At 50.0% G+C, this 26,726-nt stretch carries 31 protein-coding genes and 1 tRNA gene; 1 reads left to right on the forward strand and 31 read right to left on the reverse strand.

Annotated elements, in window-relative coordinates:
• Nucleotides 1-376: 376 nt before the first annotated feature.
• The 20 genes from H8730_RS15555 to H8730_RS15650 form a co-directional block, all read right to left on the reverse strand.
• Nucleotides 377-820: a zinc ribbon domain-containing protein gene (locus H8730_RS15555; RefSeq protein ID WP_249290127.1), complete on the reverse strand. Its 444-nt coding sequence runs from the start codon at nt 818-820 to the stop codon at nt 377-379.
• Nucleotides 821-972: 152 nt separating this feature from the next.
• Nucleotides 973-1,053 (reverse strand) — tRNA-Leu (locus H8730_RS15560).
• 81 nt (nt 1,054-1,134) lie between these two features.
• Nucleotides 1,135-1,785, reverse strand: a complete 651-nt coding sequence (locus H8730_RS15565) for an HAD hydrolase-like protein (protein ID WP_249290129.1) — start codon at nt 1,783-1,785, stop codon at nt 1,135-1,137.
• On the reverse strand, nt 1,778-3,382 hold the full coding sequence (locus H8730_RS15570) for a beta/alpha barrel domain-containing protein (RefSeq protein WP_177718442.1): 1,605 nt from the start codon (nt 3,380-3,382) through the stop codon (nt 1,778-1,780). The genes H8730_RS15565 and H8730_RS15570 overlap by 8 nt, the downstream gene beginning before the upstream one ends.
• Nucleotides 3,379-4,122, reverse strand: a complete 744-nt coding sequence (gene kdsB, locus H8730_RS15575) for a 3-deoxy-manno-octulosonate cytidylyltransferase (RefSeq protein WP_177718440.1) — start codon at nt 4,120-4,122, stop codon at nt 3,379-3,381. Before kdsB ends, H8730_RS15570 begins: the two co-directional genes overlap by 4 nt.
• 11 nt (nt 4,123-4,133) lie before the next feature.
• Complete coding sequence (locus H8730_RS15580) at nt 4,134-5,873, reverse strand: glycosyltransferase family 2 protein (RefSeq protein WP_249290130.1); 1,740 nt, start codon at nt 5,871-5,873, stop codon at nt 4,134-4,136.
• Nucleotides 5,866-7,893: a glycosyltransferase family 52 gene (locus tag H8730_RS15585; protein ID WP_177716565.1), complete on the reverse strand. Its 2,028-nt coding sequence runs from the start codon at nt 7,891-7,893 to the stop codon at nt 5,866-5,868. Before H8730_RS15585 ends, H8730_RS15580 begins: the two co-directional genes overlap by 8 nt.
• A 36-nt stretch (nt 7,894-7,929) precedes the next feature.
• Nucleotides 7,930-9,945, reverse strand: a complete 2,016-nt coding sequence (locus H8730_RS15590) for a hypothetical protein (RefSeq protein ID WP_177716567.1) — start codon at nt 9,943-9,945, stop codon at nt 7,930-7,932.
• A complete protein-coding gene (locus H8730_RS15595) occupies nt 9,942-10,736 on the reverse strand; it encodes an ABC transporter ATP-binding protein (protein ID WP_249290150.1) in 795 nt (264 codons plus the stop codon). The genes H8730_RS15590 and H8730_RS15595 overlap by 4 nt, the downstream gene beginning before the upstream one ends.
• Nucleotides 10,737-10,746: 10 nt before the next feature.
• On the reverse strand, nt 10,747-11,520 hold the full coding sequence (locus H8730_RS15600; RefSeq protein ID WP_177716569.1) for an ABC transporter permease: 774 nt from the start codon (nt 11,518-11,520) through the stop codon (nt 10,747-10,749).
• A complete protein-coding gene (locus H8730_RS15605) occupies nt 11,521-12,906 on the reverse strand; it encodes a hypothetical protein (RefSeq protein ID WP_177716571.1) in 1,386 nt (461 codons plus the stop codon).
• 5 nt (nt 12,907-12,911) lie between these two features.
• Nucleotides 12,912-13,739: a glycosyltransferase gene (locus tag H8730_RS15610; RefSeq protein ID WP_177716573.1), complete on the reverse strand. Its 828-nt coding sequence runs from the start codon at nt 13,737-13,739 to the stop codon at nt 12,912-12,914.
• The gene (locus tag H8730_RS15615) at nt 13,729-14,922 is read right to left on the reverse strand and encodes a glycosyltransferase (RefSeq protein ID WP_177716575.1); all 1,194 of its coding nucleotides are present in this window, start codon (nt 14,920-14,922) and stop codon (nt 13,729-13,731) included. The genes H8730_RS15610 and H8730_RS15615 overlap by 11 nt, the downstream gene beginning before the upstream one ends.
• A gap of 152 nt (nt 14,923-15,074) precedes the next feature.
• Nucleotides 15,075-16,919: a sensor histidine kinase gene (locus tag H8730_RS15620; RefSeq protein WP_177716577.1), complete on the reverse strand. Its 1,845-nt coding sequence runs from the start codon at nt 16,917-16,919 to the stop codon at nt 15,075-15,077.
• Complete coding sequence (locus H8730_RS15625; RefSeq protein ID WP_177716579.1) at nt 16,897-17,994, reverse strand: response regulator; 1,098 nt, start codon at nt 17,992-17,994, stop codon at nt 16,897-16,899. The genes H8730_RS15620 and H8730_RS15625 overlap by 23 nt, the downstream gene beginning before the upstream one ends.
• Before the next feature lie 126 nt (nt 17,995-18,120).
• The gene (locus H8730_RS15630; RefSeq protein ID WP_249290132.1) at nt 18,121-19,644 is read right to left on the reverse strand and encodes an ABC transporter substrate-binding protein; all 1,524 of its coding nucleotides are present in this window, start codon (nt 19,642-19,644) and stop codon (nt 18,121-18,123) included.
• 42 nt (nt 19,645-19,686) lie between these two features.
• Nucleotides 19,687-20,589, reverse strand: a complete 903-nt coding sequence (locus tag H8730_RS15635) for a carbohydrate ABC transporter permease (RefSeq protein WP_249290134.1) — start codon at nt 20,587-20,589, stop codon at nt 19,687-19,689.
• A gap of 13 nt (nt 20,590-20,602) precedes the next feature.
• Entirely contained in the window at nt 20,603-21,505 is a 903-nt protein-coding gene (locus tag H8730_RS15640) for an ABC transporter permease subunit (protein ID WP_177716585.1), read from the reverse strand.
• 288 nt (nt 21,506-21,793) lie between these two features.
• Nucleotides 21,794-22,012: a beta-lactamase family protein gene (locus H8730_RS18115; protein ID WP_249290136.1), complete on the reverse strand. Its 219-nt coding sequence runs from the start codon at nt 22,010-22,012 to the stop codon at nt 21,794-21,796.
• 41 nt (nt 22,013-22,053) lie between these two features.
• Nucleotides 22,054-23,019 carry a sugar phosphate isomerase/epimerase family protein gene (locus H8730_RS15650; protein ID WP_249290139.1) on the reverse strand — a complete coding sequence of 322 codons (966 nt, stop codon included), beginning with the start codon at nt 23,017-23,019 and terminating at the stop codon, nt 22,054-22,056.
• A 75-nt stretch (nt 23,020-23,094) separates the two neighbouring features.
• Between H8730_RS15650 and H8730_RS17955 the strand changes: the two genes are divergently transcribed.
• Nucleotides 23,095-23,301 (forward strand): TnpV protein, encoded by a 207-nt coding sequence (locus tag H8730_RS17955; RefSeq protein ID WP_346726591.1) that lies wholly within the window; start codon nt 23,095-23,097, stop codon nt 23,299-23,301.
• Here H8730_RS17955 and H8730_RS17960 read toward each other — a convergent pair.
• The 11 genes from H8730_RS17960 to H8730_RS17970 all read right to left on the reverse strand — a co-directional run bounded on the left by H8730_RS17960 (nt 23,215) and on the right by H8730_RS17970 (nt 26,583).
• Nucleotides 23,215-23,490: a hypothetical protein gene (locus H8730_RS17960; RefSeq protein ID WP_346726588.1), complete on the reverse strand. Its 276-nt coding sequence runs from the start codon at nt 23,488-23,490 to the stop codon at nt 23,215-23,217. The two genes, H8730_RS17955 and H8730_RS17960, sit on opposite strands and share 87 nt — an antisense overlap.
• Nucleotides 23,491-23,493: 3 nt before the next feature.
• A complete protein-coding gene (locus H8730_RS15660) occupies nt 23,494-23,703 on the reverse strand; it encodes a hypothetical protein (protein ID WP_249290141.1) in 210 nt (69 codons plus the stop codon).
• 3 nt (nt 23,704-23,706) lie between these two features.
• Nucleotides 23,707-23,916: a hypothetical protein gene (locus tag H8730_RS15665; protein ID WP_249290143.1), complete on the reverse strand. Its 210-nt coding sequence runs from the start codon at nt 23,914-23,916 to the stop codon at nt 23,707-23,709.
• A complete protein-coding gene (locus H8730_RS17750; protein ID WP_283244010.1) occupies nt 23,898-24,023 on the reverse strand; it encodes a hypothetical protein in 126 nt (41 codons plus the stop codon). Before H8730_RS17750 ends, H8730_RS15665 begins: the two co-directional genes overlap by 19 nt.
• Before the next feature lie 3 nt (nt 24,024-24,026).
• On the reverse strand, nt 24,027-24,236 hold the full coding sequence (locus H8730_RS15670) for a hypothetical protein (protein ID WP_249290145.1): 210 nt from the start codon (nt 24,234-24,236) through the stop codon (nt 24,027-24,029).
• Nucleotides 24,218-24,343: a hypothetical protein gene (locus tag H8730_RS17755; protein WP_283244011.1), complete on the reverse strand. Its 126-nt coding sequence runs from the start codon at nt 24,341-24,343 to the stop codon at nt 24,218-24,220. Before H8730_RS17755 ends, H8730_RS15670 begins: the two co-directional genes overlap by 19 nt.
• 70 nt (nt 24,344-24,413) lie before the next feature.
• Nucleotides 24,414-24,770 carry a hypothetical protein gene (locus H8730_RS15675; protein ID WP_249290147.1) on the reverse strand — a complete coding sequence of 119 codons (357 nt, stop codon included), beginning with the start codon at nt 24,768-24,770 and terminating at the stop codon, nt 24,414-24,416.
• Nucleotides 24,757-24,984 (reverse strand): hypothetical protein, encoded by a 228-nt coding sequence (locus tag H8730_RS15680; protein ID WP_249290148.1) that lies wholly within the window; start codon nt 24,982-24,984, stop codon nt 24,757-24,759. The genes H8730_RS15675 and H8730_RS15680 overlap by 14 nt, the downstream gene beginning before the upstream one ends.
• The gene (locus H8730_RS15685) at nt 24,971-25,198 is read right to left on the reverse strand and encodes a hypothetical protein (protein WP_249290149.1); all 228 of its coding nucleotides are present in this window, start codon (nt 25,196-25,198) and stop codon (nt 24,971-24,973) included. Before H8730_RS15685 ends, H8730_RS15680 begins: the two co-directional genes overlap by 14 nt.
• A 508-nt stretch (nt 25,199-25,706) precedes the next feature.
• The gene (locus H8730_RS17965) at nt 25,707-26,228 is read right to left on the reverse strand and encodes a Fic family protein (protein WP_346726589.1); all 522 of its coding nucleotides are present in this window, start codon (nt 26,226-26,228) and stop codon (nt 25,707-25,709) included.
• Between the two features lie 4 nt (nt 26,229-26,232).
• On the reverse strand, nt 26,233-26,583 hold the full coding sequence (locus H8730_RS17970; RefSeq protein ID WP_346726590.1) for a helix-turn-helix domain-containing protein: 351 nt from the start codon (nt 26,581-26,583) through the stop codon (nt 26,233-26,235).
• Nucleotides 26,584-26,726 lie beyond the last annotated feature (143 nt).

Here is a 26,726-nt window from a genome sequence, read left to right on the forward strand (position 1 = left end):
TCTGGCATGTGGACTGTGTCCGCAAGATCGGGGTAAAAGCCTTTACAGAACGTTACAGGGCTTTCTGTAAGAAGCACCACTATATCTTCCAGCCCGACAAGCCTGAAAAGCTGTTCCATTGGCCATGAAGTAAAACTAGAGATTCTGAATGAATTGCAAATTCGGGAAATGACCATCTCGCAATTGGGGAGAAAGCTTAATCTCGCGCGCACATCGATTTCGAGGTATGTGGAAGACCTTGTATCGGAGCTCGTCATTATTAAAGCGGCGAAAAATGGGCCTGAAATTTACTATCGGATAAATCCAACGTATTTACATAGGGCAAAGTTTCTAATCAATGAGTATCTGGATAAACTAATTGTTGAATAGGATGGTATCATTTCCAGTGTTTTAACTGTGAGAGATACAAGTCAAATTGTCGGCGCCGGTCTTCCTCTTTCACATTTTCGGGATTAGGCATATGATTGACAAGAAAATCTAGCAAAGCGTCTTTTGATTTATATGCAAATTCCCCCTCCGCATAACACCATTTGCAATACTCCTCATTATAACTGCCATCCTTCTCCCGGCTCATCATACTATCTTCGTTTAAAGGCATCCCACAACATTGACAAATGAGCTGGCGCGGAGAACCGAGAAGAGTATTAATTGACACATTAAATTTTCTCGACAACAATTTTAATGTTTCTGTATTTGGCTGCGTTTCACCATTTTCCCAGCGGCTAACTGCCTGTCTGGTTACCATCAAACGAGCCGCCATTTGTTCCTGTGTAAGATTGTTATTTTTACGCAACTGTTTCAGTATATCCTGCATCTCCATATCGATTCCCCCTGATAAATAGTATACGATCATTATGACCTTACACTTCAATTTTTGCAAGCAACCCGCTGTTGCTGTTCGAACGAACGACATACTAAAAATCCGAAGCCGCCCCAACTAACCGGGACCGGTTTCGGATTCTGATTTTCCAATGCGGATGAAGGGACTCGAACCCCCACGCCGAAGGCGCTAGATCCTAAGTCTAGTGCGTCTGCCAATTCCGCCACATCCGCATTCAAACTAACGGTATTACGATACCATATTTTGTGTCAGATGTCAACCGATTTTAAAATAACTTTTCGATTTGCATCCGATCACCCTCTGCAAAGCAGCCTCCCAATCTCCTCCGCCGTCTCCGCCGTCATGGCGGCTCCCGCTTCTCTTGCCGCCTCTCGGTTCTGAAATCCGAACCCGTATGTGACGGCCAGGAAATCCACACCGGCCTCCGCCGCTCCAACCGCATCATATGCGCTATCTCCCACTAAAACCGTCTCGCCGCTGGAGACATTGGCATGCCGCATACACCGCTGAATCAGATCTGATTTCGTCGCGCAATCCCCCGCATCCATGCCGCACACCACATCAAAATAGGGGAGAAGGCCCTGTCCTTGCAGCATATCCTTTGCGAAGCTCTCATTTTTCAGCGTGGCTATCCCAAGAAAATATCCCGCTTCTTTTAGCCGCTTTAGCGCATCCTCCATTCCCTCATACACCTCGGCCTGGTACATTCCTTTTCTGGCATAGTAGTCCCGGTAAAACGCCACCGCCCGCGGAACTTGTGCCGAATTCATGTTCCAAAACTGTTGGAATGCATAGGGGAGCGGCGAACCGATGGCCTGGCGCACGACGGTAGCGCCGCCGAATTCCACGCCCATCCTCTCCGACGCCCACTGATACGCGTTGAAAATCCCTTCATACGAGTCCACCAATGTCCCATCCATATCAAATACGATGCATTTATACATCAAAACCCCCCTGCTCATACTCAGACGGCGTCAGAAACGTGATGCTCATCCCCTTGGATAGCTCCCGCAGCTGCTCCCGAATCCGTCGCTGTTTTTCATATGCTTCCGACTCATTCACACGGAAGTTTAATTCTTGGCTATAATAGTTGCCATTGTATCGATGGTGGAATCCATCGAAGCCCGCCAAATACACAGATTCGGCTCGACACCGTTTCAGCAGCTTCAACAGCATCAACCCTGCATTGTCCGAAATCATCTCATCTGGATTGGTATACCGGTCATACTCCACATAGAGACAGTCCTCGCCGCCTCCCGGGATATTGGATGTGAGAATGGTGCGAATATGGCGCAAATGCCGGATCTCCTGACCGATGATGTCCATTCGTTTATGATTGCTGACAAAGCAGGCATCCATAGCGTATTTCCCATCCACAAAGTTCACGGATATCACATACGGTTTTTCCGCTTCCACAAAATTCATAATCGTCTCATACTCCTGCACCAAGCTTTTCCCCGGTGCGAGAAGCAGAATTTTCTTTCCTTGAATCAACTCCGCAATCTCACAGACAGCCTTGCTGTCATCGATCTTTCGGCTCTGAAATTGAGTATAGAGCTGTTCAATCAGCTTTCGGTCAAAGAGAATCTTGAATTTTTCGGGAATCGACTGAATAATCTTTTCGATATCCTTCATGGTCAACGTCTGCTTGTTAATAAGATATGCGGCGTAGTTAGGGTGGCATACATTGCTGGCCGCAATATGGTACGGCACCGTATATCCCCACTCATACTCCTTGCGAATCGCCGCAATATACTCATCATAGATATCCATCACCATGGTGACATCATAGCGGGAGGCAATATTTTTATTAATATACTGGGTAATCAACTCCGTCGGCAGATTCCCTGCCCCTCTCCCCATACCGTAAACTGAGGCGTCCAGAATCAGCGTCCGCTTAGTCTGAATCTTGCCAAGCACCTGTGCGTTGGAAAACGCAAGTTGGAGATTGTTGTGCCCGTGAAAACCGAGATGGATCTCTTGCCTCATATTTTCATCGATCAGATAAAAACGGTGGGACACTTCGTTGCGGTACATGCTTCCCAGCGTATCAACGATATAAAAGGCATATGGATTTAGCTCATTAATCTTTTCCACCAGCTGGAGAAGCTCCAAATCACTGTAGAAGGCTGTCCCCACCGGCTGCATAAAGACCTCATATCCTTTTTCCATGATGATTCTGGCCCACTCAAATGCCTGTGCAATCTCTTCTTTATGGAAGGTTAATCGGATTCCTCCGATGCTTTTCCCATCATAGGGCATAAGTTCAGAGGGATGCAGTTCCTTTTCGCCGATTGCGATCATGGCCACATACATCGAGTTTCGCTCCCGCTTTGGCAGTACCGCCTCAAGCTGAGACACGCTATTAAAAAGCGAACAATCCTCATCCTGAACCATGCCGGTGAGAAAACCACACTCGATAATGTCGATATTCGCGCTCTCCAGCTTATCAAGGATGGACGTGATGGTTTTTCGGCCGAATGCCCAGTCATTGATATACCCCCCATCTCGAAGGGTGCAGTCCAATATTTGTATGCTCACAGCGTGACTTCACCTCTTTCCAGTTTTTCCTGGATGATGTTCCGGACAAAATCGAGATCCCTTGGCGTGTCAACTGACAGGGTCTGGGCTTCCACCGGAATCATTCTCAATTTTTTTCCGTGTTCGATGAAGCGTAGCTCATTGATATCTTCAATTCGTTCCACCTTACCTCTTCCTGTCTCAGAAAAAAAGCGCAGCGCTTCCATAGAGTAAGCCAGCACCCCAAGATGTTTATAATAGCAAAACTGCGTGCTCGCTTTGGGGTGCGGAATGGGACTTCTGGTCATAAACAGAGCGTTCCCCTCCTCATCGGTCACCACCTTGATATTCGTGTCGTCTACCACCTCCACCGGGTTGTGGATCTTCGCCATCAGGTTGGCGGCAAAAAAAGCCTCTCCTTCCCCGGGAATCACCTGTTCCACCAGGCCCGGCTCAATGAGGGGTTCATCCCCATTGACGCATAGATAGACATCGGCTGGAATTTTCTGTGCCGCCTCATAGATGCGTTCTGTGCTCGTTCTGTGGGTTCGGGACGTCATGACGCAAGCTAGGCCGTACTGTTGGCAGACCTGGCGTATCTCCTCGCTGTCCGTGGCCACCACAACCTCGTGGATCCGGTTGGATTTCTTTACCTGGCTGTACACCCACCAGATCATTGGCCTTCCACATAGGTCAGCCAAGGGCTTTCCCTTCAGCCGGCTTGAATCATATCGCGCCGGAATGATCGCAGCAATCCTCATACTTTGTCCTCCTATTTTCCAAAAAGCTTTCCCAGCACTCGAATGGGCTTCGTCAACTTCCAGCACGTCGAATTTTCATAGAGGTCCACAACTTCCTGGATCCTCCCCTCAAGTTCCTGTTGGATCTCTTGTTGCGAGCGCAAACTGTGGGTTCCATGAATGGGCTTTGCACCGGAAGGGCGCTTCACATTCAGCTCCCGCTTGTACAGGTTCCAATTCTCCATTAGCCGGTCAGACCACATTTTCAACACAGTATCCCTGACTAGCTCGTAGCCCTCTGGAATCTCGTGGAATACCTTTTTGCAACAATTCTCTCCATTTTTCATGTCATAGGCGAGAACGCTGGGCAGATAGACTTGAACTTCATTTTTCAAAAGTTGATTCCGGCCGTTTACCTTGAGTCGAAAATGAATCATGAGAAAATCTCGAATCCGTTCCCGCAGCGGCAGAAATGCCTTATTGTAAATATGGTCTTCCTCATAGGAATCCAGCAATGCCCGGATCACATAATGTTCTCGCAGCGCTCCGAAGCATCCCGCTGTCATCTCCTCCTCATCTTCAAATCCGAAGAAAATCCGGTTGAGCCGGAGCTTTTTCAGGTTCAGATTGGCCCTCATCTCCGGGCATAAGACGATTCCCCCTTCTTCATAGAGAATCTTCAGAGCATAATACTCTTCCGCATAGGCATAACGCCCCTGTGCCAGCGCCTCCTGAATCGTCTCGGGAAGCTGGTCCACTGGGAAATAGTGCTGATCTGCGGAGATCAGCTTCCCATTTGGAAAATCTTCCTGGATTTCATTCCAATACCCCTCTGGAATCGGCCTGTTTATATGCACGCAGATAATGGTATTCGGAATGACCTCTCGGTCCAGGAAATCCAGAATTTTTTGTATCTTCTTATCCTGCTGAATATAGGGATTTAACAGGAAATCTTTTTTGTATTCTTTCAGAAGCTCAATGAAATCCGCCTGAAAAAGCACCCTGGATTGCGTTAAATTCCAATATAGCTGTTTAGCAGTATTGTAGACAACTTCCTCCCGATACTTTGGGTTGCTTCGGTCAATGAAATATCGGAATGCCTGGACGATATCGACCATATCGCCGACAAATGTGGTGGATATGGTATTCGCTCGCCTATAGTAATTGTAAAATGGTTTTTTTACATATCCGATATGCTGGTATTTCGTAATCAGAGAGGGGATCAGCGCAATATCTTCAAAGAGCATCTTCTCGTACTGGTTTTCCTCCCAGATCCTTCGGCTGTAGAGCTTGTTGACACTGTACGTAATGTTATTGCCGTTGGCAATATAGTCCGATAGATCGATCTCTTCACTGGAATATGTGGATACGACAACACTCCGATCCTCCTCCACATAGATGATTTTTACATCACACATCACCATGTCATAGTTCTCTTCCACTGCCCTTTCATACAGCTCCTCATACATTTCAGGCTCCACCGTATCATCGGAATCCAGAAAGGCAATGTACTCTCCTACCGCCGCCCGCACCCCAGTGTTGCGGGCCATTCCCAATCCCTCGTTTTCTTTGTGAATCACGCGAATTCGATCGGGGTACTCTCTGGCATAGCGGTCACAAATCTGAGGTGACGTGTCCTCACTGCCGTCATCCACAAGTATGATTTCCATCTCCGATAAGGTCTGTTCAAGGACGGAATCCACAGCCCGCTCTAGATAATTTTCTACCTGGTATACGGGGATAATGACCGAGACTTTTTTATGATCACTCATTGCATCCTCCCAAAAATCGCAGAATATTTCGAAGTTCGTACACCGTATCCGGCACATAATACTTCGACCCAGCAAACTGCTTGCGGAATTTGTGCAGATACCGTTCCAACACTTGATCCTCTTTCCAGAGTACTTTCCCCTGAAATAGCCGGTACAGCATAACCGTATTCATGTCCAGGCCGAAGACGATTCTGCTGGTCAGCGCTGCATTGGAGCAGACGGTGATGATGGTTCGCCCCTCCGGGTTTTCATTCAGAAGAAAAAGCTCCCACGGCGCAGCGCTTGGATACCGCCTTGTCAATCCCAGCTGAAAAGGAAGGTTTTCTGGGTTTCTCGGGTGAGGCTTTACCACAAAGCGTCCCGCCCCCACCGTCTGCTGACACTCTCGCATCAATTCTATATCATTGGTTTTAAGTCCCTCCGCCCGGAACGACTGTTCCAGAAAGATAAACTCCGCACCTTCGTCCGGCTTCTCGTATTCGAAAATATAGTTCAAGAGTTCTCGGAGCTCCCTGTCATCTCGCCTGATTTTGGGCAGCGCTCGATTCGCAAGCCCATCCCCTCTCATGGCAAGCCTCGGCTCGTAGAGCAGCACCTTGTTAACCTTTTCCCGGATACGCTTTCCCTCCGCATGGCGATTGATGGCAGCGCGGTCCTCCCTGAGAAAATCAATGACATAGGTTGAAAAACCGTCCTCAAAACAGATAAACTCACAGTTCTGCTGGGCAAAATGATAGGCCAGCATTCGCGTAAAGATATCATAATTGGAAAAATAGACTTCCGAATACGCGCTGAGCTCATCACTCAATCTCCACCGAAAAATAGCGGCGGCGTTCTGAAATTCCTCGGATATCTCCCTATCGCTTCCGGCGGATACTTTTTTATTCAATTCCTGTGTCTTTCCGAAAATTACCCGGTCAAACAGCCCGGTTTCCCTCAGACGGGGCACATAGGCCTCCATCTTTGGCGTCACATCCGTCACAATCAAATCCACCGCTCGTCCATCCAAAATTGATCGTTTCATATGGACCGCTGTGAGAAGTTGATACACCGAATTCACAATGATCAGCGCTCTGTCATAGATCATATATTGCGACCTCCCGATTCTCCTGATTATAAAACTCTCTCGTAAATTCTCACATCCGGTGGAATCGAACGTATAAATGACCTCCGGCTTTTGGCAAAACACATAGGGAAGCAGTTCGGACGGGAACGGTTTGCGTATGATCTCGGCGCCAGGAAAGATCTCCCCGTAGTCTATGGTATCGTCGGGATGCGGTTTGATCACCATAGGGATTCCCTGAAGCGGACCGTCTCGCAGCCGCTCATATAATCGCTTTTGCTCCGCCTCGCTCATCATTCCCAGATTGGCAAAATGCTGGGTCAGAAGGATGGCCTCCGCCTTGGTCCCAATGGCCCGCTTCAGAAAAAACCGGATGATCGCCTTGCGCTTTCCATTGGACAATCTCTGCAGCTGTTCCTCCACAGAAAAATCCTCCCACCGCTCCTCCGGGCTATCCACGGTCTGCGCCCTTCTCAGGCAGATAACCCTGCGGATATAGGGATTCTTCCCGTTGAACAGTCCGTGTTTCTGCGCAATTGCCGCATGGACAGGAAAATTTTTGGAGAGTGCCAGCGCCAGCTCCTCCGGCCGGCTTAGCATTCCAGCCGCATCCTCAAAGAACGCAAAGGAAATGCCCTTCTCTAGCAAGTACAGGGTAAAATAAAAATGAGCTCCTGCTATATAGATTTCCTCAAATTCTTGGATCCCATAGGGGATGATCCGATGATATTGCCGGATGACATCTTGCACGATCTGCCTCTCATCCCCATGTGGAATCTGGAGATAGGGGAACAGGTACACTTCATCGAAAAATCTCGCCAGCTTTTTATATTGGGGATATTTCCCCGTTATAAAATCTGGGAGGATCAGAACCGCCTTATCGTTTCCGTGGAACGCCATCCGGTGCAGGATCACTTCCAGCAGCTGATAGGAGCTGACCGCGTGATACAGAACCATCCGTTTCTCCCTTTCTGCCCTTTTCAAAACCGGCTGTCACCCAATATGGATCTCGTCCAGCAATTCCTCCAGCCCTGCCATAAAGGCTCTGTTCCTCTCGCCTTCAGCGCAGAGCATGGGTGCGTAGGCATCTCGCCCGCTGATTGGGAGCGTCAGTCCAAGCTTTCTCTCTGTCTCGAGCCATTGCCCCACAAAATCTAGAATCCCCCTGTGGATCTCCCGTATCCGCTCGCCGTCAGTCCAATTCTCCTTGAATCTGCACTCCCAGCGCCCTTCTTTTCCTGGATAGAAGCCTTTCAAGCTCCCCTCCGGGGCGTCCAGAAGGAGCTCCCAATAAAGATTGTGGTTTTGTGCCGGATCGTGATATTTCCACAGGTCCCGATTTTCGCGCTGGGAATAGAGATAGCTCACCAGCTGTCCGCTGAGCATAAAGGGTTCCCCCGCGTCCGCCTCGGGGCTACGGCCGGCGGTGGTTCCGGCTATAATTCCTGTTATGCAGCACGGTAGCCCCCAAAGTCTGTTCACGGCGCAGTCCAACATCACCGCGCCGCTCCCCGCCCAGCCGATGTCCACGGCCGCCGCTGTATGGCACCCCTGTAGCAGTGTCCTATAGTACTCTCCCCCAGCCGCCACTTGCTCTTCGTAATGGGCGAGAACCTGATCCCAGGTGTCTACTATATAACGTTTTACATTTTCCACATTTCTATTCGTCAATTCTGAATCTGGCTCCTCTTTTATCCTCTGGCAGAGTGAATCTAGCATATGGGAGAGCTCCATCCCGCCCAGGATCTCCCGGAGGGTATAGTGCTGATTGACCTTGTGGTAGAGAAACCGCCTCAAGTAATCATATCGGTAATAGCGCGCCGTCAGCTTCACAGCTGCCAGTCTAGACCAATATGCATACTCCGTGTTCCCCCTCTCCTCGGGGTACATCTGTCTGTATGCTTGTAGGAGCACTGCGCCATCTCGCGACAAGAATAGAATCTTCTGAATCCCATGCGCCTTCACATACCCGTGGATAAAGCGACAGTACCCTGCCACGAACAGCCCCCCATAGATAAAGCCGTATTCGTACTCTCTTGAATAGATAGAATGGCCGCTGTGAATATGACCATTCACAATCCCTCGGTATAGGCTCCCCGTCAGCGCCGACATGTCCTCGGGCCGGAACGGGCGTCCTGCCTCATTGACGTTGGGATACCAAAACGCTTCAAAATGATGGCGCCGCGCCTGCTTCCCATCGGACTGCCGGTTGTCTCCCACATGGGCATAGGTCATCGTCCTCCCCATGGTCTCCCGAATCACTTCATATAGAGAGCCTTCACCCTTTGATTTCTCATAGTCACAGGAGACAAAATACTCCTCAAACTCACCATAACCGCATGTAGTCAGCAGATCCCGAATCTGATCTTTGCCGAGATACATATCCGACGCTGCGATCAGCCGCTTTCCGTTCCGCTGTAGCTCCTTTACGATTGGAAGCATATAGGGATTCCCATAACAGCACCGCTTCTCACACTCCCACTCCACTCGCATCCCGGTCTCCTTCGGGATTCCCGTCTCCGCCTCCATCGCATCCCAGATCTCCTCCAGCGTAACTTCGCTTGTCCCACTCTCCCTTCGTTTCTTGTCCCGGGCCTGCTGCTCCGATTCAATTCGGATTCGGGTGAAATCCGGATACTGTAGCCGGATCCCCGCCAGGTAAAAGACATGGGTGGGGTTTGAAAACGGTCGAAAAAGAAGGGTGTCGAATACGTCAAAGGAAATAATATCATAGGCCATAAGCTTTGCGGCAAGGGCCTCCGGGCTGCCCCGACTCCATAAGGACGACTCGCTGCCGGCTGCATAGAGGGTTTTCTCCTCATAGAAGGGGTATGGACTCCATCGCCCAAGGCTCCGCCGGAAGAGAAGATAATACTGAATGTTAAGCCAGAGGAGATATAACAGCGCCTCCGCGCGGTGCATCCCGTTCTTTTGTTTTCTCTTTTCTAGATATCGATCCCGTATCCCCGGTACGCGGTTTACCAGCATCTGATACAATCGATCTCTCATTTTGGCACTTCCTTCAGCTTCTCGTAGGCATCACACACATCCCTCGGATCGCCCTGGGCTCTCAAGCGTCCCTTTTCGATCCAGATGGCTTTTGTACAGTTGTTCCGGATTACAGAGGTTGAATGAGACACGATGAGCACCGTGGAGCCTCCGTGAATCATCTCTCGGATTCGCGCCTCACTTTTCTGTCGAAAGAACATATCCCCGACGCTCAGCACCTCGTCCAGAATCAATATCTCAGGAGTATCTCGGACTGTGGCGATGGCGAACCCTAATCTCGATACCATCCCAGATGAGTAATTCCGCACTTTCTCCTCCATAAAGCCTTCCAGTTCTGCAAACTTCACAATATCGCTGTATTTTTCGTCGATATACTCTCTTGTGTATCCGATAATCGCCCCGTTAAGGTAGACATTTTCCCTGCCCGTAAGCTCCACGTCGAAGCCGGTTCCCAGTGTCAGAAGCTGAACCTTTCTCCGATCCACCTCCACGGTCCCGCTCGTGGGGATCAGTGCGCCGGAGATGATTTTCAGCATGGTACTTTTTCCAGAGCCGTTTGTACCGATAATCCCTGCCACTTCCCCCTGATGGACGGTAAAGCTTATGTTGTCCAACGCTTTAAATTCCTCGTAGCTGTGCTCCCTCCGGAGTGTGCGAACTAGCAATTCTTTAATGCTCGTGGCTTCGTCCTTAGCCCTCCTGAACTGCATCGTCACATTTTTCACAGCGATGTCAGTCCCTTTACGGTTTTGATTCGGGCCCTCTCCCCTCTCCTTCGTCCAGTTTTCCATGGCGTTCACCTTATATCCTCTGCATGATTTTGTATTTATTTTTCTTAAAGATCCAATATCCGATGTAATACATTCCAACCCCCCAGAGAATCATTTGCGCCCATTCCACCCCTCCGGGCACTTGCCCGTACATCACGGCTTTGCGGAGGCAGTGAATGTAGGTGTAGATGGGGTTGTTCAGGATGATGATTCGGATGAATCCTTGGAGCTGCTCCGCCGGATAAAAGATAGCGGAACAGTACATCCAGAGGGTGAGAATGACCGAGTACAGATGTTTTACATCTCCAAAGAAAACGTAGGCCGCCGCCAACAAATACGATACTCCCGTTGCAAATAGAAATAGGAGGACAAGGAATGCCGGAGAGAGAAGCATCGTCCATTTTGGCGCGACCCGAAAGAGGATCAGCATCACCCCATACGCGGCCAATGAGTACCCCATATTAATCAGAGCTGTATAGATCCGTGTGAGAATGAATAGCTCCATAGGGAATTTCACTTTGAGAAGCAAAGTTTTATTGTCCACTAAGGTGGTCATAGCGGCATTTGTTGCCCCTGTGAATGCCTGCCACAGAATATATCCTGTCAGATAATAGATGGGATAATTCTCGATAGACCGGCGAAACAGCTGGGAAAAAATAAGGGAGAGAACCGCCATGGAGAGAAGTGGATTCAACACGCTCCACACAATCCCCAGGTAGGATCTGGCGTATTTGCGTTTGATTTCCCGGGAAGTCAGTTGCTTGACCACAAAGGCGTACTGTTTCCTCTGCTGTCGTTCCTCCATTTACTTGTGCTCCCTCCTATCTCTTTGGAATGCGAACATTTTTCTAATATACCGCAGATATTGATAGAGTACATGCTGTCGAAGATGGCGGCGGACGTGCCGGCCGCACCGGACAACACTGCCTTCATACCACGCGCTCTCCCGGATAGACCCGTCCCGGCGGCCGGACATGACAAGGAGTTTGTGGAGCAGATGATTGGCTGTCAACTCCCTCTCTGTCAGGAGCGCTGCCACCGGCTGCTCCCCGCCCTCCAACACGTCGTCGGAGAAGGGAAGACTGCCAAACACTTCTGCCTCCGCCCTGGACGGCTCTCCCATAAACCGTTTTAGCAGCTGCCGGATCGTCTCCTTATCCTCCAGACATGCCGCTCTCTCAAATCCCCTTTCCCCTATCTCCTCTGCCAGCCGGTGAATATACTCCATCACCACCCTTTCGATTCCCTTCACGAATTCGTTTCTCCCCTCGCCCGCCGTTCCGTAGAGAGGGACATACTGTCCCCCCTCATTCCTATACCCCAGAGTCATTCCATGGGGCGCTGAATAGACGGCTTCAAACAGACAATTGTTAAAATATACCTTCTCTTGCAGATGCCTCCCTGGGTCAAAAAAATAACAGTGGTATGCCGGCAGTCTTTCCTTTGGAGGCAGCTCATACAGTCCCCAGTAGTATCCCTCTAGCTCTCTCGTCCGCCCTAGCTGGGAAAGGGCATCCCCCAGCAGTTTTTGCATGGACCCCGTCCAGCCGCTGTCCACAATGGCATCGGGGATATCCTCCAGCATGCCTTCCTGCCGCAAATACCCTGCCAGCCCTGGCATTGCATCTTTCGAGTGCTTCATCATATAGTTTTGAAATATTCTACACTTGCCCAGTTGACGGCGAATCTCCGGGAGTTTGGCAAAGGGAATGACCGCATTCGGCTCAAGGGTTCGATCCAGGCTGGCCAGAACTTTCTCCCGCTCCTCCTGGGTAAGCCCTGCTCGACTCAGCACCTTCTCCAGGGTAACGTCGATTCCCCCGCGGCATACATACCCCAGAGCCGCGTCCAGATTCAGATGAAACATGGGAATTCGAATGGAGTACCGTGAGACGCTTACGTATCGGCACTCAATGGGCAGCCTAAATTTTTCACAGAAAATTAGCGCCGCGCGGTACATGAGATATCCATCCCGCGCTAAAAAATACAGCCGTCTTTTTCCGCTCTTCACCGCCTCCTGCAAAATCCACAGAACAAATCCCCCGAGAGCAGGGCCGAGGACGTGACTGCTTACGACAGCGGCCACATCTTCCGCTGGCACTTGCATACTGTCAACGATTCGGTACATCCGAGGACTCTTTAACAAGCACTCTTGATATTTGCGCACTCGATCATCTTGACCGCTTTCCATTCGACTCACATCTTTCTCTGTTTCCTTTTTGTCTTTTTTCTGATGTAGTGGTGTACCGGAGCTGGTACCGCGCCAACCAGGAGGGGTTTTAGCACATAGTAAACGGTGGTCCTGTCTAGAATCCCCAGCATCTGAAATCCCTTGCGCCGCAGTTTCATCTCTCGGATTCTCCGTCTATATGTCCTCTTTCTGTAAGACGCGAAGTCTTCCCAATACTGAAGCAAAGCCTCCTGTATGTTATATCCCCGGCATCCATTTCCATAAAGCCGCATAAATAATTCATAATCTTCGCATTGCAGGATTTCCTTGGACGTGCTGTACCCTCCATGTTGCGTCAGGCATTCCTTTCGGATCATCACCGATGGGTGGATATAGGGTGAGTTCAGCAAAAAATCGCGCGCCTTTGGGATCTCTGGCATTGTCTGATAGCCCCAGACGCCCTGACTGTCGATCAGTTCTGCATTGGAACCGGTCCATTGATACTGAGGATGGGTTTCTAAATATCGGTATTGTCTCTCCAGACGGTCAGCCCGCGAAATGTCGTCGTCATCCATTCTGGCAATATAGGTTCCCCTCGCGTGCCGGATACATTCATTCAGGGCATAGGCAAGCCCCCGATTGTGGGTGCCACCAAAGAGGCGAATCCGAGTATCCAGATTGGCCGCTTCTGCAATGACCCTTCGATACGGTTCCTCCGACCCGTCATCGTATAGAATCAGCTCCCAGTCCTGAAAACTCTGCCGGATGATGGAATCGATAGCCCCAAAGAAACGGTTCTTGTCCGCCGGATTGAACACGCCCATGATGACGCTGATTTGAATTTTATTTTTCATGTGCTCTCCGTTCTAATCTGTGGTCCACATCCGAATAGATTCGCCTCATGACGGCGTTGGCATACACCTTGTCAAAGGCTTTCACCGAGTTTTGACAGTGGAATTTCATTTTCATTTTCTTCTCCGCGCTCAGATTCTGTATCCTTTCGATTCCTTCCACAAATCCTTCTACGTCGTCACAGGGGAAGACATATCCATTCTTTCCATGCTCCATGTACTCCCGCGTCCCCCGGTTGTCCGCTGCGATGACGGGAATCCCCATGGCAAGGGACTCCAGGCCTGCCATGCCAAGCCCCTCCCGCTTCGACGGAAAGAGAGTGGCATCCGCCGCCCCCAGTATCTCAGGGACTTTTAAGCAGTACCCATATAGGGTAACGCAGTCGCCCAGTCCCATCTCCTGAATCCAACGCTCCAGCCGCTGGCGAAAAAAGCCATCGCCACAGATTCCATACCGAATGTTGAAATGATTCTGATTCCTCTGTTTTAGTTTTGTCAGGGCTTCCAGCACGACTCTGTGATTTTTATTCTCATTCAGTTCCCCGATGGAGACAAGAAAGAATTCATCCTCCCGGATTCCTAGCCGTTCCCGGCAAAGATTCCGTTTCTCTTTTGTCACGGGCTTGAAAACATCGCGATCCAGCCCCGTCCCCGGAATTTTGTAGACGTGACCGCCCTTCTTCAGCCGGAATCTCCGGGCATTGATATAATCTTCCTCGTTAATTACAATGAGAACATCCGTAAACCGCGCCATCCATTTTTCCACCCGATAATAGACTAGGGTATTGAGCAGGGGCGCACCTTTATAAAAATGGAATCCATGGGCGGTATACATCACCATAAGTTTCCAGCTTCGAAATAGAAGTCCCGCCAGACGTCCCAGGAGCCCCCCTACCGGCGTATGGCAGTGGATAACCTGGATATGACATGTCCGAATCAGCCATACGAGCTGGCGAAGCGCTTTCAGGTTGTCCTGTACCATGAAAGGAGATCTTGCGATGTCGATGTGGTGTGTCTGAACCCCCATCTGCTGAATTCTCGCTTCATCCGATATATAATGGGGCTCTCTCATATTGGAGGCGTAGTGTACCGCGAATCCCATACTCTGCAAGATTTTGACATTCTCCCGCTCAAATTTTCCAAGGAATTCATTGGTGGTCGTCAATATCAGAATGTGCTTTCTCATGACCGGTCAACCTCTCCCCATATTGTATAGACAGCCGCCTCACAGCAGCCGTCCCCATAAAACAAAAACTCTTACAGACAGTTTCGCCATTTGTAAGAGTTTTTATTCGATGAATTCCTTTGCGCCCAAGGCTAAGCCCTGTAGGCCCGACCTTATCTATTGATAGGTGCGATTTGAATCTGTGCGACAGTAAATCCATTCTCCTGTTTCCTGTACCGCAGGGAACCCCGATCCCCGTAGACCCGCCGAATCCGCTCACACACATTCCGGACGCCCAGATTATCTGCCTCCTCCATGGGCTGCTCCGTCTCAACGATCTGATTTAGCCTGTGGATATCCGCCTCCCTTCCGTTATCCTGTATTTCCATGATCAAAGTCCCCTCTCTGTACAGCGTCCGAATGGTGATGATCCCTTTGCCCCCGCTCACATCCATACCGTGCAAAATTGCATTTTCGACCAGGGGCTGCAAAATCTGTTTTGGAACCAGCACCGCCATGGCCTCCTCATCCAGCTCATAGCAAAATTCCAAACTCTCCTCGTAGCAGGCCTTCTGAATTGTCTCGTACTGTCGTGTCATCTCAATTTCCTGAGATAAGGGTACTAGGAGATTGGGCTTTTTCGTATTATAGCGCATAATACTTGCCAGCGCCGTCAAAATATCCGCGATCTCGTCATTCCCTGACAGCAGGGACAGACAGCAAACCGTATCCAGCGTATTATATACAAAATGTGGGTTGATCTGGGCCTGAAGAGTACGCAATTCCGCCCGTTTCTTTTCCTCCGTGGTTCGAAACACATCCTCCAAAAGATCCTGAATCTTCAGCATGAGCGTATTAAATCCTCTATAGAGCATTCCCACCTCGTCCTGGTGTATCCTCCCGTACGGAATGGGCTCCGCCTTCCCGCTCTCCATATGGCGGCACAGGCGCCGCAGGGGCCGCACCACCATATGGGTCAGCAGCATGGTGCTCAGTACGCCCGCAACCATGACGGCACCTGCCACGATGAGGATCATGGTAAGGGTTCTGGCTGTGGAAGAGCGGACATCCCCAGCGGGAATGATAGTGATCATACTCAGATCCTTCGACAGTTCATTTCTCTGGACGAGGGAATCCACTCCGCGATAGACGATGGTTTCCATGGAACCAAATTCCTTCGGCAAATCAGGCAACACCTCCGCCAAATCCATCTGCGAAATTTCCATGTCGTTGGAATACAAAATGAGGTTCTCACGGTTGGTCACAATCGTATAGGCTTGCTCCTTGTGATCTCCATTTAACCGGCCTGCGATCCAGGAGACATCAAAACTCAGGGCAATGACTCCTACGGGATGGCTTTGGATGGCGCCTAAAGGATCCAACGTCTGACACCTCAGTTGCTTTGCCATGCAAAGCCAATTAGGCCTTTCACTCTGGCTGAACCAGTATTCGTCCCCTCCCAAATCCACTGCCTGGGTGTACCATGGAACGCTCTCCATCCCTTGACTGCGAAAAATTCCTTTTTGCGAGATCAGCATTTCGTGATCCGAGGGTGGAATCATGCGGCGGCCGGCTGGATATGCATCGCTTAGATACAAAACGTTGGCATACTCCTGGCCGGATGTTTCCAGAAGCTTAAAGTAGTTGATAAACATTTCATTAAGAATCCTATATTCCGCTAAAAGATCAAAAAAGTCCGATCCGTCTTTCAGCCCCTGATAGGTTATCAGCATTCTGTAAAGCCGGGGGTATGCCTCCTCCTTCTGATAGATCACCGTGTTATCACAGAGCAGAGAGACCATGGCGTCGATCTGATTCAGGAATGCCCGAACCTCCTCCGCGTTAGCCCCGATAGCTGTCCCGATGGACTTTCGCACAGATTCTTCCACTGTCTTTCGAAAGTTTTGATATAGTATCGTTGACATAATGCTGATGAGAAAGATGATCAGAACTGCGAAGATCAGGCTAAGCTTTGTGCGCAGGCCAAACGCTCTTCTATGGTTTGTCTTGGATTTCAAACGACTCTCCCTCTCCCTTGGCACGGCGCAGCATCCTTCGATATTCCGACGGCGTCAGTCCCATCTTGCGGCGAAAGACTTTGGCAAAATAATTGGCGTCCGCATAGCCAACCAGTGCCGCGATATCGTTGATGGACACAGTGGATTCACGCAAAAGTTTTGATGCTTCGGAAATCCGTGTATCCATAATATAGCTTGAAACAGTGGTTCCCGTCTCTCCATTGAAAATTCTGCCGAGGTGGTCAGGGGACAGATGAAACGTGTCGGCTACCGCCGATACATTGACTTGTGGATCTCCATAATGCTCTATAATATATCCCTTAACCTCCATCACCAGCTTAGAAAGCTCCTTTTCCCTGTGCTCCCCTTGCTGCCTGCACAGGGTCTGATATTGCCGCCGCACATAGTGAATCTGTTCCCTTGGCGTTGACAGCGCGGCAAGCTCTTTCACCGCTTGAGCGCGCGTCTGCTGAATGGCCGGATACTCCACATCTGCAAAATGCTCCATATATTCATGTAAAAGCTGAAGATAGAGAGCGCTCAGGATCTGCGTTTCAGCCTTCGCCTCCCCGAGATAGGTTTCCCACTCGTGAAAGATCTGTGTAAAATACGCTTCATCCAGCTTCCTAAGATGGGAAAAAAGCTGTTCTCGATCATTGCCAAAGGCCAACAGCCTTTCATAGAGTCCCCTTTGCCTCTTCTCCACCGCGATCTCCTGGACGAGCCTCTCGATTTCTTTCAGACTTTTGCGATTGACCGGCTTCAGGATATAGCCGCGAACACCGGCCTGCATCCCCACCTGGGCGGCAGCAAAATCCTCATAGGCGCTAAAAAACAGGATGCTGATATCGGGAAACCGGCGCTTCACCTCCTGGCAGAGCAACACGCCGTTCATCATAGGCATTCGGATGTCTGTTATCATAATGTCCGGTTTTTTCTGCTCAATCCGCTGTATGGCTTCCGCTCCATTGTAGGCGATCTCCGGCTCCACGCATCCAAGCTCTGCCCACGAAATCAGCGTTTTAAGACAGCGGCAGACCGATCTGTCGTCATCTACGAGCAATACTTGTATCATGTGGACAACTCCTCCTGCAATCCCAATGGATTTGACTGAAAGAATCTATAGGACAAGAAAGAAGGGATTCCGATGAATCCCTCTCTCCGAAATGTATCTGCCAACGGGTAACCCAATCCAACTTCCTTATTTCGCCAGAAATTCGGCGTACTGCGTCTGCATCTCATCCAGGACCTTTTGAATGCCGGCGCCAGCCAGCGCATCCAGGTATTTGGGCAGCTCGGTTTCCGGGTCCGCTGCCCCATACTGAAATAGGGAGTTGTATTCCTGGCAGACCGCATTGACGGCGGCTACCTCCGCCTCCACCTTCGTCTCGTCGAAGCGGAAGCCCAGCAGAGGAGAAACCTCCACATTGGCATTGAATTCTTTATACTGCTCATATTTCTCAGGGGATTCTCCCACCGTCAATCCCACATTGAGCGCTGAAGCCACTGCCCAGGTTGAAAAGGCGTACCCTGTATCCGGAATTTTCGATATGAAGCCCTCGCTGTCCACAGTATAATTGACATCCTTCTGGCCAAACACAGCCAGGTCTCCCACGGTTCGGTCCGTCTCCAGAGCCTCGATGAACTTGATGGCAGCCTCCGCCTTGCTGCTCTTGGCATTGATAGCATAGCAGGAACCTAAGGCAGAATTGCTGTCAAGCCAGACCTCCGAAAACTGAACAAAAGTTCCATAATGCCCCTTCTGCGAATAATAGATTCCTTCATTGTCGGGAACATTGTTCCATGGCGTAACCGCATAATCGCCACTTTCACCCGTCAGATAATTACTTGTACTGCTTTGATCCACTGCAAGCCAATCCGGGATATATCCCTTCTGATACCAATCCCACATTAAGCTCACATGTGCCTTGAACTCTTCTGATTCAGGGATACTAACAACCGTAGTTAGATCGTCCTGCCGGACGCCCGCATAATCTGTGATAAAGCTAAATGTATCGTAGTAATAATTCCTAAATGCACCTGCATTAAAGGGAATCGTCACCTCATCCTTAACTTGTTCCAAAAATGGCTCGAGATCTTCCAGTTTCGTAACTTTGGACACATCCCATCCGTACTTTTCAATGAGCCGGTTGTTAATCATCACCCCATATCCGGTTCCCGTCTCCTTATAGTTGGGCACATAATAGTATCCCCCGTCATACTTTGTGGATTCCCATATGTCTTCCGGAATGCTGTTCCAGAGATCAGGCACCGTCTCCAGCAAGCTGCCAATCTCCATCACCGCCTTATTCTTATACAGCTCATTGGGCGTACACATATTGTACGCGCTGCTGGTCCAGCAGACGTCCATCTCCTCGTTGGAGGCCAAGGCCAGATTGAGCTGCGTGCCATAATCGGCGGAGGTGAAGCACTTCATTGTGACTGTGACGCCGGTGGTATCCGCAAGGTATGCATTCATCTCTTCTTCCACCGCCGCAATGGCTTTGGCATAGTCGCCGCTCTGGTTAATCCCATACCGGAACCAAACGATATTCACCGGGTCCTGTCCCTCTTTCGACGGCTCCCCGCTGGACTCCTCCGCCTGTGACGAGTCCATTGAAACGGGGGTGCTGTCGCTGGATTCGCCGTCCTTGGCGCAGCCTGTCCATGTGCCAACGGCCAGAAGCAGTGCCAGCATCAATACAGTCAGCTTGTGTTTTTGCATTTTTCATTCCTCCTACTCATAGTATATCTAACTGAGCTCCCTTTATCCCTTTACGGAACCCACGGTCAGACCTTGAATAAAATATTTTTGAAAAAAGGGGTATGCGATGAGAATCGGGCCAAGAACCGTCAACATAATCGCCATCCTCCCGCTTTCCTCTGGCAGGGAGGCCTTTAGCTCCGTATAGTCCAGCCCCGACGACATGGTAGCCTCCTGCAGCAGGAACTCAATATTTTTCTCAATCCGAATCAGCAAGAGCTGTAGCGGCGTTTTGGATGCGGAGGTTATGTACAGAAAGGCCCTGTTCCAATCGTTCCAGTATCCCACAGCCAGCATGAAACCCACCGACGCCATTGCTGGCACCATGGTGGGGAGTACAATCTGGGCAAAGGTTCGGATCTCGCCCGCCCCGTCAATCTTGGCCGATTCCATCAGGGAATCCGGAATATTCATTTGAATGTACGTCCGCAAAATAATGATATACATAGTCGAAATGCCTGGCAAAATCAGGACCCATATGGAGTCCTTCAGGTGATAGAGCTGGGTGTTGACCAGATAGCCGGCCAGCATCCCTCCAGAAAACAGCATGGGGATCAGCATCACGATGGAAAATGCTTTCCGCAGCTGAAATTGCTGGCGGCTCAAGGCGTAGGCGAAGGTTCCCATGACAATCAAGCCAAAAATCGTCCCCACAACGGTAATGAAGATGGTCACGCCATAGGAGGTTAACAGCTGATTTCCAAAAGAGCCCACATAGGTCCAGGCTTGCAGTGACCATTCCTCAGGGAAAAAGCTAAACCCCTTCGACTGAATGCTGGCGTCGCTGGAAAAGGAGACGATCACACAGAGTACGAGCGGCATAAGGCATACAAAGGCGTACACCCCTAACAGGAGCCCCAGGACAAGCTGCGCAAACGTGATATGTTTTTTTCGTGTCGTTCTCATATTCACACTCCCATTAAAATAATGCATTTTCGGGTGAAACTTTTCGCACAATGGCGTTGGTTCCAACGACCATGATGCATCCCACGACGGATTGGTAAAATGTAATCGCTGATGTGAGCGAGAAATCGGTCGAGCTCATAATCGCATTTAAAACATAGCTGTCCAAAACCTGGGTTGTCCGGTACAGGGCGCCTACATTTTTCGTTACCTGATAGAACAGTCCCGTGTCGGAATACATGATACTTCCAAGACCTAACAGGGTCATGATGGCCACCATGGGCAACAGCATGGGGAGGGTGATATGCCACATTTTCTGTCTGGCGTTGGCTCCGTCCAGCGCCGCTGCCTCGTAGAGTTGTGTATCGATCCCTGCCAAAACAGACAGATAGAGAACCGAACCGTAGCCGACGCTCTTCCATGTCCGCACGATCAACAGAATGACAGGCCAGGCATCCGCGTTTAAATACCAGTTTATGTTCTTTCCCAACAGACGGTTGACCAGACCCCCATCCGTTCGGAGACAGGCATACACAATAAATGTTACCGCGATATATGTAATAAATGTGGGGAGGATCATGCAGCTCTGAAAAAATTTTCCCAATTTCTTATATGCAAACTCATAGATTCCGATGGCTAAAAAAACATTCCCGATGGTTCCCGTGATGGTGAACAATAGGTAATAGCCCACCGTATTTCGCGTCAACCGCCAAAAGGTCTGCCCTGAAATAAACAGTAGCCGGAAATTATTGAGCCCACACCACGGGCTTCCAAATATCCCCTTCGAATAGTCAAATTTTTTAAAGGCCAGCACTAAGCCAAACATGGGAATATAGCTGAACATTATGAACAAGATCAGCGCTGGCAGCGACATCACAATCAGCCACCGATTTTTCCAAGAATTTCGCAGTAGATTCATGCTTCGTCCCCCTCCTTGTGTTTCTATCAGAATCGCCATTTATTTCAGCGTTTATACCCTATATTTTAGTTATTTGGTTCAAACAAAACAAGAGGAATAATCCGTTTTAACCAAGATTATTCCGATATCGATGTAAATGCAATGTAAATCCTGCTATTTCAGGTCACTTTCTCCCCTGCTTTTCCGTGATATTATACAACTTCTCTATAATATGTTGAAATAAGTCAACTTTTGGCGTTACATTTCGTCATTTTCTTTTCCGCCGCACCCTTTTTCTCCATTCTCCTCTCACAGATTTGTTGCTAAAAATATGGAAAGTTGATTCGCTGGATCGATGAGAATATAGCTTCCGGCTGCGCCGTTCCACCCAAACTCGCCTATTGTGCTTCGAGCTTTACCTTTACGAGGATCCACCATCGTGCGTACTCCCAGTCCATATCCATATCCAACTAAATGAGGCCAGCTAAAATCGAGCAGCATTTCTCGACTCAATTGGTTGCTGCGCATGAGATCAATTGTTTCAGGTTGTAGTATTTCTAAAAACTTGCTCAGTGCTCATGGCTGCATTGGGATATCCTTTCCAACTCGCGCCAAAATGCGATTGCACAGCGGTACCCCTCTTCCTCGGGCATTTCCTGCCAGCCTCCCGATTCAAAATTGACCGTGTTCGCATAGCCGATATTGCGCAATTCAGTTATGACGTCCATCCAGGGAATGGTGCCAAATCCTGGCGGCCTATGTTCGTCGATTCCAAAAGGAGATATCCATCGATCCTCGCTGAGCGCCTGTAATCGCGCTCCCCTGTTATCATGAAAATGTGTGGTAAACAGTTTGTCGCGCATAATACCGATCCACTGGGTGACGGATGTATGGCCGCAGCAATGTGCATGGCCGGAGTCAAGGCAAAATCCAACTGCCGGGCTTTGGGCTTCCTTTACCAGACGCGGCAACAACTCCGCGCTGCCCATGGGTTCGAAGCGATCCAGATTTTCAAGGGCAATCTTCACCCCCAACCTCTCCGCTTCAAGCCCCGCTTCATGGAGATTGTGTGCCGCTACAGACAAAACGGCATCGATTCCGTGCTGGGCAATCTCATTGTCGAAGAAGTCCGGATTCCCCACATGCCGGCTCCAGCTGTCGGGTTCATAATATTGACTCGGATGAATGACAAGAACCGGCGAATGTAAGTTGGCTGTATACTGTACCTCGCGAATCAACTTTTCAATCACCGGTTCCTGCGAGTTTTCAAGTGGCGCATAGACCGCTGCAAGACCGTGATGCTGCGCGGGTTTCATTTCCAGCGAATCCAGAAGGTTTCCTACACGCTTTGTCTCCTCATCCATATCAAAATCCGCTTCTTCCACCATGACATATCCTGACAGCATCACCTCGGTGATACCGAGGGATTTCAAGATAGACAAGGTGTTTTCATAGGTCTCTTCGGGCAGCTTCCGCACTCGCTTGCCATCAAAGTATACGGTGTTTACCTGATACGATAGGGGATACTTTTTCATTACATGACCTCCATTTCAGAATGATGTATTGGTACCTCTATTTTAGTCGTCCCGCCCAGTAAAGCAAGAGGAAGAATCCGTTTTAACCAAGATTATTCCGATCTTTATCCCCCCATTTATCGAAATCTTGCCATTTTACATGGCACAGGTATCACTTACACGCTGCAAGGCGATTATTATGTACCCAATTTTACCTTACCCGCCGAAGAAAAAACGAAGTCTATCGGCGTTTGGGGACAGCGGCATTGTCGCTATCTGAAAGAACATCGGAAAGCTTCCTAACAGGCGACAAACGGCAAGCTGAACAGCTATCTCGCAACCATCGATCGGCAGGCTCTCCCGATTGGTAAAACAATGAACAACATCCGCAATAGAGTAACCGAGATCATCAACGCGTAAGGACAGAAGGCTGTCGGGAAAAGGATCGTCCTGCCCCCCTATATATTTGGAAGACTGCCCGCCGGCGTGCATTTTTTATCCTGTTTCCCCGCCGCCTTGGACGTCTCGACGTTGACGGTGGGCATTTTGCCTCCGTTTGCACGCTAGCCCCTGCCCTTCCTCGCCTCGCCGGCGTGCATTTTTATCCCGTTTCCCCGCCGCCTTGGACGTCTCGACGTTGACGGTGGGCAATCTGCCTCCGTTTGCACGCCGGCCCCTGCCTTTCCTCGCCTCGCCGGCGTGCATTTTTTATCCTGTTTCCCCGCCGCCTTGGACGTCTCGACGTTGACGGTGGGCATTTTGCCTCCGTTTGCACGCTAGCCCCTGCCTTTCTTCACCTCGCCGGCGTGCATTTTTATCCCGTTTCCCCGCCGCCTTGGACGTCTCGACGCTGACGGTGGGCAATTTGCCTCCGTTTGCACGCTGGCTTCTGCCTTTCTTCATCTCGCCGGCGTGCATTTTTTATCCCGTTTCCCCGCCGCCTTGGACGTCTCGACGTTGACGGTGGGCAATCTGCCTCCGTGTGCACGCTGGCCTCTGCCTTTCTTCGCCTCGCCGGCGTGCATTTTTTATCCTGTTTCCCCGCCGCCTTGGACGTCTCGACGCTGACGGCGCGCAATCTGCCTCCGTTTGCACGCTGGCCCCTGCCGGTCCTTGCCTCGCCGGCGTGCATTTTTTTCCTGTTTCCCCTCCAGCTTGGACGTCTCGACTGTGATGGCGGAGATTATGCCTCCTTTTGCACGCTGGCTTCTGCCTTTCTTCATCTCGCCGGCGTGCATTTTTCTTCCCGTGTCTCCCCCGGCTTGGCCGTCTCGACGATGACGGCAGGGATTTTGCCTCCGTTTGCACGCTGGCTTCTGCCTTTCTTCGCCTCGCCGGCGTGCATTTTTTTCCTGTTTCCCCTCCAGCTTGGACGTCTCGACTGTGATGGCGCGCAATCTGCCTCCGTTTGCACGCTAGCCCCTGCCGGTCTTTGCCTCGCCGGCGTGCATTTTTCTTCCTGTTTCCCCGCCGCCTTGGACGTCTCGACGTTGACGGCAGGCAATTTGCCTCCGTTTGCACGCTGGCTTCTGCCTTTCTCCGCCTCGCCGGCGTGCATTTTTTATCCCGTTTCCCCGCCGCCTTGGACGTCTCGACGTTGACGGTGGGCAATCTGCCTCCGTTTGCACGCTGGCTTCTGCCTTTCTCCGCCTCGCCGGCGTGCATTTTTTATCCTGTTTCTCCCCCGCCTTGGACGTCTCGACGATGACGGCGCGCAATCTGCCTCCGTTTGCACGCCGGCCTCTTCCTTTCTTCGCCTCACCGGCGTGCATTTTTCTTCCCGTTTCCCCGCCGCCTTGGACGTCTCGACGTTGACGGTGGGCAATTTGCCTCCGTTTGCACGCTGGCTTCTGCCTTTCTCCGCCTCGCCGGCGTGCATTTTTTATCCTGTTTCCCCGCCGCCTTGGACGTCTCGACGATGACGGTGGGCATTTTGCCTCCGTTTGCACGCTGGCCCCTGCCCTTCCTCGCCTCACCGGCGTGCATTTTTCTTCCCGTTTCCCCGCCAGCTTGGACGTCTCGACTGTGATGGCGGAAATTTTGCCTCCGTTTGCACGCTGGCCCCTGCCCTTCCCCGCCTCGCCGGCGTGCATTTTTTATCCTGTTTCCCCGCCGCCTTGGACGTCTCGACACTGCCGGCGCGCAATTTGCCTCCGTTTGCACGCTGGCCCCTGCCCTTCCCCGCCTCGCCGGCGTGCATTTTTATTCCCATTTCTCCTCCGCCTTGATCATCTCGACGTTGCCGGCGGGCAATAACGAGGCTGTCGGGAAATCGATAGCTCCACACAGAGGCAGGTGTGATCCATGCGGATCTCATCTGCCTCTGACATTTTCCCATTATAAATGATACTAGATGGCCTACGATAACCATCTTGTCTCCGTTCCATGTTATAATGGAACTATTCTCATTCTAGATTATCTCAACAAAAACTTCCCTTTCTTCGCGTTACGTTTACCCGACAACTCCTGTCTATACCCTGAATAAATTAATGGAGGACAGATACGGGAAGAACCCGTATACCCCAATCATGCTGTATTCTGTGGTTTCAGGGCACTTGACCATATCGTGCACCTGTGCCAGAAGGATCTTACCTTTATCTGGCTGACCAAAGGGCAGAAGCTCCCTAATACTCGTGCTATTCAATAAGTCTTCACGCTTTTGCTTTGATGTATTTGTACTCATTTTGTTTCTCGCAAAACTTTTACTCTTACACCATTTCTAAATATCGGTCAAGGCGCTCGTTTACATACTCTGCAACAAGTAATACCATAGCATTGGCTTTTCCGTCATGATAAAATGCGTCAAAAGCGTCATAATATCGTTTGCGGTCAGCAAATTTTACATTGATAGCCGGATACCCGTTTCGTATCAGTTCAAGATTTAAAATCAAACGACCCGTTCTGCCGTTGCCGTCGATAAACGGGTGTATCCCCTCAAATTCAAGATGAAAACGGGCAATGCGTTCAATCGGATGCATTGTCTTTTTTCGTTCTTCGTTTTCGGCAAGCAACTCCGTCAATTTCGACTCTATGAGATATGGTTGTACCGGAATGCGGCGGTAAACACCTTTATCTTCAGGTCTGTCCATTAATACCAGCGAATGAATCGCCTTAATCTCCGTATCTCTCAATCTAGTTTTGTTTTGTGCAATGTCTTCGATATAAAGGAATGCATCACGATGACCAACAGCTTCAAGATGGTCTTTTAAAGGCTTGCGATCTATTGTCATCCCCTCAAGTACTAGAGCGGTTTCTTTGAGTGTAAGGGTGTTGCCCTCGATTATAGGTAAAGTCAATCATAAATTCGTCACGCAAACGCTGTGCTTCGCCTGCGGTAAGCGGACGCATACCGTCACGTTTTACTTTTTTGATATCGATTTCAGTTAGGATACCCGCAAATTTGCCGCGTTTTCTTTTGTTAGGCAGTTTCCGTTTATCCAACGGTTTTTCTGTTTCTGCTGGTATCATATATAATTTCCCTTTTCGGATAACTCCGCCTATTTCGCCATTGGCACAAAGCAGACGAACACGACGAGTAGAGATACCCCATTTTTCCGCTGCCTGTGTTACAGTTAAATATTCCATCTTTTATACCTCCTAATTTGAGGGGGTAGTGTCAAAAACTACCTGTTTTTTTGTTGCAAAATCTAATAAAAACCTTGATTTTAAGGGAAATTTGCTATAAAAAGAGCATTGACCTCCCTTTTCTGGTATAATGTCTATCGCCA

The organism is Bianquea renquensis (assembly GCF_014384895.1).
In the GTDB taxonomy this organism is placed as follows: Bacteria; Bacillota; Clostridia; order Lachnospirales; family Bianqueaceae; genus Bianquea; species Bianquea renquensis.

Excerpts from the sequence above, each read along its gene's own strand:
- H8730_RS15635 (WP_249290134.1), bottom strand. The coding sequence starts at position 20,589 with ATGAGAACGACACGAAAAAAACATATCACGTTTGCGCAGCTTGTCCTG.
- H8730_RS17965 (WP_346726589.1), bottom strand. The coding sequence starts at position 26,228 with ATGACAATAGATCGCAAGCCTTTAAAAGACCATCTTGAAGCTGTTGGT.
- H8730_RS15595 (WP_249290150.1), bottom strand. The coding sequence starts at position 10,736 with ATGGAAAACTGGACGAAGGAGAGGGGAGAGGGCCCGAATCAAAACCGT.
- H8730_RS15660 (WP_249290141.1), bottom strand. The coding sequence starts at position 23,703 with ATGCACGCCGGCGAGGCGAGGAAAGGCAGGGGCCGGCGTGCAAACGGA.
- H8730_RS15625 (WP_177716579.1), bottom strand. The coding sequence starts at position 17,994 with ATGATACAAGTATTGCTCGTAGATGACGACAGATCGGTCTGCCGCTGT.
- H8730_RS15665 (WP_249290143.1), bottom strand. The coding sequence starts at position 23,916 with ATGCACGCCGGCGAGATGAAGAAAGGCAGAAGCCAGCGTGCAAACGGA.
- H8730_RS15670 (WP_249290145.1), bottom strand. The coding sequence starts at position 24,236 with ATGCACGCCGGCGAGATGAAGAAAGGCAGAAGCCAGCGTGCAAAAGGA.
- H8730_RS17960 (WP_346726588.1), bottom strand. The coding sequence starts at position 23,490 with ATGCACGCCGGCGGGCAGTCTTCCAAATATATAGGGGGGCAGGACGAT.
- H8730_RS15675 (WP_249290147.1), bottom strand. The coding sequence starts at position 24,770 with ATGCACGCCGGTGAGGCGAAGAAAGGAAGAGGCCGGCGTGCAAACGGA.
- H8730_RS15685 (WP_249290149.1), bottom strand. The coding sequence starts at position 25,198 with ATGCACGCCGGCGAGGCGGGGAAGGGCAGGGGCCAGCGTGCAAACGGA.
- H8730_RS15680 (WP_249290148.1), bottom strand. The coding sequence starts at position 24,984 with ATGCACGCCGGTGAGGCGAGGAAGGGCAGGGGCCAGCGTGCAAACGGA.
- H8730_RS18115 (WP_249290136.1), bottom strand. The coding sequence starts at position 22,012 with ATGCGCAGCAACCAATTGAGTCGAGAAATGCTGCTCGATTTTAGCTGG.
- H8730_RS15610 (WP_177716573.1), bottom strand. The coding sequence starts at position 13,739 with ATGAAAAATAAAATTCAAATCAGCGTCATCATGGGCGTGTTCAATCCG.
- H8730_RS15615 (WP_177716575.1), bottom strand. The coding sequence starts at position 14,922 with ATGAGAAAGCACATTCTGATATTGACGACCACCAATGAATTCCTTGGA.
- H8730_RS15630 (WP_249290132.1), bottom strand. The coding sequence starts at position 19,644 with ATGCAAAAACACAAGCTGACTGTATTGATGCTGGCACTGCTTCTGGCC.
- H8730_RS15605 (WP_177716571.1), bottom strand. The coding sequence starts at position 12,906 with ATGGAAAGCGGTCAAGATGATCGAGTGCGCAAATATCAAGAGTGCTTG.
- H8730_RS15580 (WP_249290130.1), bottom strand. The coding sequence starts at position 5,873 with ATGAGTGATCATAAAAAAGTCTCGGTCATTATCCCCGTATACCAGGTA.
- H8730_RS17750 (WP_283244010.1), bottom strand. The coding sequence starts at position 24,023 with ATGCACGCCGGCGAGGCGAAGAAAGGCAGAGGCCAGCGTGCACACGGA.
- H8730_RS15650 (WP_249290139.1), bottom strand. The coding sequence starts at position 23,019 with ATGAAAAAGTATCCCCTATCGTATCAGGTAAACACCGTATACTTTGAT.
- H8730_RS15600 (WP_177716569.1), bottom strand. The coding sequence starts at position 11,520 with ATGGAGGAACGACAGCAGAGGAAACAGTACGCCTTTGTGGTCAAGCAA.
- kdsB (WP_177718440.1), bottom strand. The coding sequence starts at position 4,122 with ATGAGGATTGCTGCGATCATTCCGGCGCGATATGATTCAAGCCGGCTG.
- H8730_RS15585 (WP_177716565.1), bottom strand. The coding sequence starts at position 7,893 with ATGGTTCTGTATCACGCGGTCAGCTCCTATCAGCTGCTGGAAGTGATC.
- H8730_RS15640 (WP_177716585.1), bottom strand. The coding sequence starts at position 21,505 with ATGAATCTACTGCGAAATTCTTGGAAAAATCGGTGGCTGATTGTGATG.
- H8730_RS17755 (WP_283244011.1), bottom strand. The coding sequence starts at position 24,343 with ATGCACGCCGGCGAGGCGAAGAAAGGCAGAAGCCAGCGTGCAAACGGA.
- H8730_RS15565 (WP_249290129.1), bottom strand. The coding sequence starts at position 1,785 with ATGTATAAATGCATCGTATTTGATATGGATGGGACATTGGTGGACTCG.
- H8730_RS15590 (WP_177716567.1), bottom strand. The coding sequence starts at position 9,945 with ATGAGAGATCGATTGTATCAGATGCTGGTAAACCGCGTACCGGGGATA.
- H8730_RS15555 (WP_249290127.1), bottom strand. The coding sequence starts at position 820 with ATGGAGATGCAGGATATACTGAAACAGTTGCGTAAAAATAACAATCTT.
- H8730_RS17970 (WP_346726590.1), bottom strand. The coding sequence starts at position 26,583 with ATGGAATATTTAACTGTAACACAGGCAGCGGAAAAATGGGGTATCTCT.